Genomic DNA, 3438 nt, shown 5'->3' with positions numbered 1-3438 from the left:
GACGGGCAGAGCACGGCCCGAGCAACCGCACTGATCCGTACGGCTTGACCCCCGTCAGCCGAATCTGATCCAAACGACCTACAGCACAATAGGTTTCGCTTGTGTGGATCAAGTGCGGATCAAGCACCTTCGCCGTGCACCGCGCCGCGCCATCAAGGTTCAGCGCTGCGATCGGTGCCTGCCGCCGCCGTCCCCTTCGCCCTCGGCCCGCACCGGTGCTGGAGACGCCCCGGGCCCCGCCCAGGTGCCGGTGAGGCGGCGTAGTTCCTCGGTCGGATTCTCGACGCTACCTCGCAGGCGGGCGCAGAACGCGTCCAAGGAGCCGTACCGGGCCACGATATCCCTCACCAGATGTGCCGCAGTGGCATTCGGAGCTACTGGCATTGCTTCCGTTCCTCCATCAGAATCCCCCGCTTGTGGGCACCCGCGCCGATCGGACAGCCCCGCCCGGGCGCGCAACGGACCTGCCACAGGCGATGCACGCAGGCGGGGCTCCACCACCGCGGCTATGCCAATCTCCACCCGATGTCGCGACGGCGGGTGCCACCCTATCCACTCCGCCTGCTCATATGGCAATCTTCCGGCGAGTCTCTCAGCGCGCGCCTCTCATAACGGCGAAAACGGTCAATGCCACTGACATTGGCCGTCACGCGTCAAATGTGGTCGACCAGCCCCTTGGCGCCTTCGGACAACGCGCAGTGCGCGCAGCAGAAGAAGCGCCCGCCTGCCTCCACACCGTGGCCGATGATCCGGCACTGACAGTGCTCGCAGATAGGCGCCAGCCTGTGAATAGCGCATTCGAAGCAGTCGAATAGGTGCCGAGCGCCCTGCGCCTCGACCGTGAATGCCATCGTGTACTCGTTGCCGCAAACCTCACATTGGGCCATTCAGCAATGCTATGCCCCAGCTACTGTTCAGCGATTAAAAATCGCGCACCGTCCTAGGTGAACTCGTTTCTTGTCCGCTCACAGCGGGATCGGCCGGTACGGTCCCTGGTATGAGCAAGGTGGTTGTGGAGCTGTCTCATCCGATCTCGGACGGCATGATCACCTGTGTCGGCCTGCCAGGTCCGCGGATCACCAGCGAGCTTTCGCGTGAGCGGTCGCAGCTGATCGGGATGACCTACGACATCGCACGCGTGAATATGGTCGGCAATACCGGGACATATATCGACGCGCCTTTTCATTTCCACGCCGATGGTGCCGATATCGCCGAGTTGCCGCTGGAACGGCTGTTCAACGTGGCGATCGTGATGATTCGCGCGGTGGGGACCCGCTCGGTGGGGCCTGATGTGCTCGGAGATCCCGCGCGGTTGTGGGGCAAGGCTGTGCTCGTGCACACCGGATGGTCGACCCGGTGGGGTTCGCCGGCGTACCGCAGTCCTGACCATCCTTTCCTGGTTGGCGAGGTCGCGGATGCACTGGTCGCTGCGAACGTAGCGCTGGTTGGAATCGATTCGCTCGATATCGACGACACGTCGCTACCGACGCGACCGTGCCACGATGCGCTGCTCGGTGCGGGAATTCCGATCATCGAGCAGATGACGAACCTGGGCGCGGTTCCCGACATCGGCGCCAGGCTGGTCGCACTGCCGGCGCCAGTGCGCGGGATGGGCTCGTTTCCGTTGCGCGCTGTCGCCTGGACCGATCACGGCGGCGGCGGTAGCTGATGTGGTGGCAGTCGATGGAGTGCAGCTCGAGCTCATCTCCTGGCCCAATTCCCCAGCCTTCACTGGTCGGCGATCACCGGGGCCGGGATATCGCGAGGCACAACCGAACACTGCGCGGTGGACTTTGTGCAGGTGAACTGCATGACGTCGAGGTTGCCGCTGCGGAAGTCGTCGGCGTACCCCGTCATGGAGTCGATGTAGGCGTTGTAGGTGTCCTGCCCGGCGAGGTCGATCGCGCGGTCGCGATGCTCGTGCAGAGCGGAGGCCCAGCTTTGCAGTGTGGCGGTGTAGTGCGGCCCTAGTTTGCCGATTCTGGTGATGGCGAATCCGGCATCTATCGCGTACTCGGCTACCCCTTTGGGGTTGCGGCCGGTCGGCGGCAGGAGTCGATCGGTCGGGAAGATGGTCCCAGGGACACGCACGAGATCGGTCTCCGCGAACCCCGTCTGGTGGGCATCGGAACGATCGCAGCCCAGCGCGACGACGGTCTGCACCAACAGCACTCCGTCCTCGGGCAGGATCCGGAAGGAGAAATCGAAGAAATCGGGGTAGCGCTGCGGGGCGAGGTGTTCCAGCGTGCCGATGCACACGATTCGGTCGGGGCGGCGGTCGAATTCGGCCCAGCCTTGCCGCCGTACCCCGCCGTAGGGGCGGCCGCGGATCAGCCGGTCGGCGAGCTGGTCTCGCACGTACCGGTACTGGTGGCGGTTGCCGGTCAACCCGATCGCGTTCACGCCATAGGTGTCCATGGCGCGCAACATGGTTGAACCCCAACCGCAGCCGACATCCAACAAGGTCATCCCCGGCTGCAGATCACACTGAGCCAACGCGAGGTCGATCTTCGCCGACTGGGCCCGTTCCAGGGTGTCGTCCGGGCGAGTCCACAGCGCGCAACTGTAGGTGCGGGTCGGGTCGAGGAACAGGGCGAAGAACTCGTCCGGGAGTTCATCGCGAGACCGGACCTCACCCCGCATGGGTACATCAGCAGTCACGATCACCGGCCCCTCTCACGCTCGAGTACCAGCCGCTGCAGGCGCTGATAGAGCTCGAGGCCGGTGCGCATCGTCGTGTCATCTCTCCGGGAATCGGCATGTCGGCGGAATATCCGTTGCGTCCACGTTGCCTGGCGCGGCGTGTCGAGATAAGGGACGGAAGACCTCATCGCCACGACCCAATGTCCGTTCATCGGCCACCCAGCAGACGCGTTCAACTGTCATCGCCGATCGGCCCGCACTTCGCGAAGCAGGTCTTACCGGTGCCGGGCGGCCCGAACAGGATGACGCTCTTGGGTGGCCGAACCCGATAACGTTCGGCGACATCGGGATTCGCCAACGGCAGCACGATCCGTCGTTCGATGATCTCCTTTTTCGCGGTCCATTCCCGCCATCGACTGCCACAGCCCGGGTGGCAGCAGGCGCCCGGCCAATTCGGCCAGCAAACCGGCCTGCGCGGGTGCCAACGGCTCGACCAGTTCGGAATAGACCAAACCGGTCCTGCGCAGGTATCCGGAGTTCTCGAACGCGACCGATCCGGTGGCTCCCTCGGGGACCGGTGTGCACCTCCGCCAACGCGAATACCGGCTCGTCCCCACCGGCCGCACGGCTCTGCTCCCAGATCTGAATCGCCTGATCCAGATCAGCGTCACGAAATTCGCGCAGTCGCCATACCGGCATACAAACCTCGAACGGCCATCGAAGGGTAATCGCACCGAACTGCTTCGACCAGTAAACACCCACGCGGCATTCGATCAACGAGAGCCGCACACCGTC

General features: G+C 64.4%; 5 protein-coding genes. 1 reads left to right on the top strand and 4 read right to left on the bottom strand.

The window, feature by feature from the left end:
• Positions 1-159: 159 nt before the first annotated feature.
• Positions 160-384, bottom strand: a complete 225-nt coding sequence (locus ON40_RS52465; protein WP_157186586.1) for a hypothetical protein — start codon at positions 382-384, stop codon at positions 160-162.
• A gap of 269 nt (positions 385-653) precedes the next feature.
• On the bottom strand, positions 654-887 hold the full coding sequence (locus tag ON40_RS34620; protein WP_040829478.1) for a metallothionein: 234 nt from the start codon (positions 885-887) through the stop codon (positions 654-656).
• A 110-nt stretch (positions 888-997) separates the two neighbouring features.
• Here ON40_RS34620 and ON40_RS34615 point away from each other — a divergent pair, with 110 nt between their 5' ends.
• Positions 998-1669: a cyclase family protein gene (locus ON40_RS34615; protein ID WP_040829476.1), complete on the top strand. Its 672-nt coding sequence runs from the start codon at positions 998-1000 to the stop codon at positions 1667-1669.
• A 59-nt stretch (positions 1670-1728) separates the two neighbouring features.
• Here the strand turns inward: ON40_RS34615 and ON40_RS34610 are convergent, their stop codons facing one another.
• Both ON40_RS34610 and ON40_RS55565 read right to left on the bottom strand, forming a co-directional pair.
• Positions 1729-2661, bottom strand: a complete 933-nt coding sequence (locus ON40_RS34610; RefSeq protein ID WP_245568123.1) for a class I SAM-dependent methyltransferase — start codon at positions 2659-2661, stop codon at positions 1729-1731.
• A 214-nt stretch (positions 2662-2875) separates the two neighbouring features.
• A complete protein-coding gene (locus ON40_RS55565) occupies positions 2876-3001 on the bottom strand; it encodes a hypothetical protein (RefSeq protein ID WP_281033089.1) in 126 nt (41 codons plus the stop codon).
• Positions 3002-3438 lie beyond the last annotated feature (437 nt).

It is taken from the genome of Nocardia jiangxiensis NBRC 101359 (assembly GCF_000308615.1).
Classification (GTDB): Bacteria; Actinomycetota; Actinomycetes; order Mycobacteriales; family Mycobacteriaceae; genus Nocardia; species Nocardia jiangxiensis.
This window is presented reverse-complemented; position numbering and strand designations above follow the sequence as displayed.

What these genes read in the sequence shown, in the direction of transcription:
- ON40_RS52465 (WP_157186586.1), bottom strand. Translation starts at nt 384, where the DNA reads ATGCCAGTAGCTCCGAATGCCACTGCGGCACATCTGGTGAGGGATATC.
- ON40_RS34620 (WP_040829478.1), bottom strand. Translation starts at nt 887, where the DNA reads ATGGCCCAATGTGAGGTTTGCGGCAACGAGTACACGATGGCATTCACG.
- ON40_RS34615 (WP_040829476.1), top strand. Translation starts at nt 998, where the DNA reads ATGAGCAAGGTGGTTGTGGAGCTGTCTCATCCGATCTCGGACGGCATG.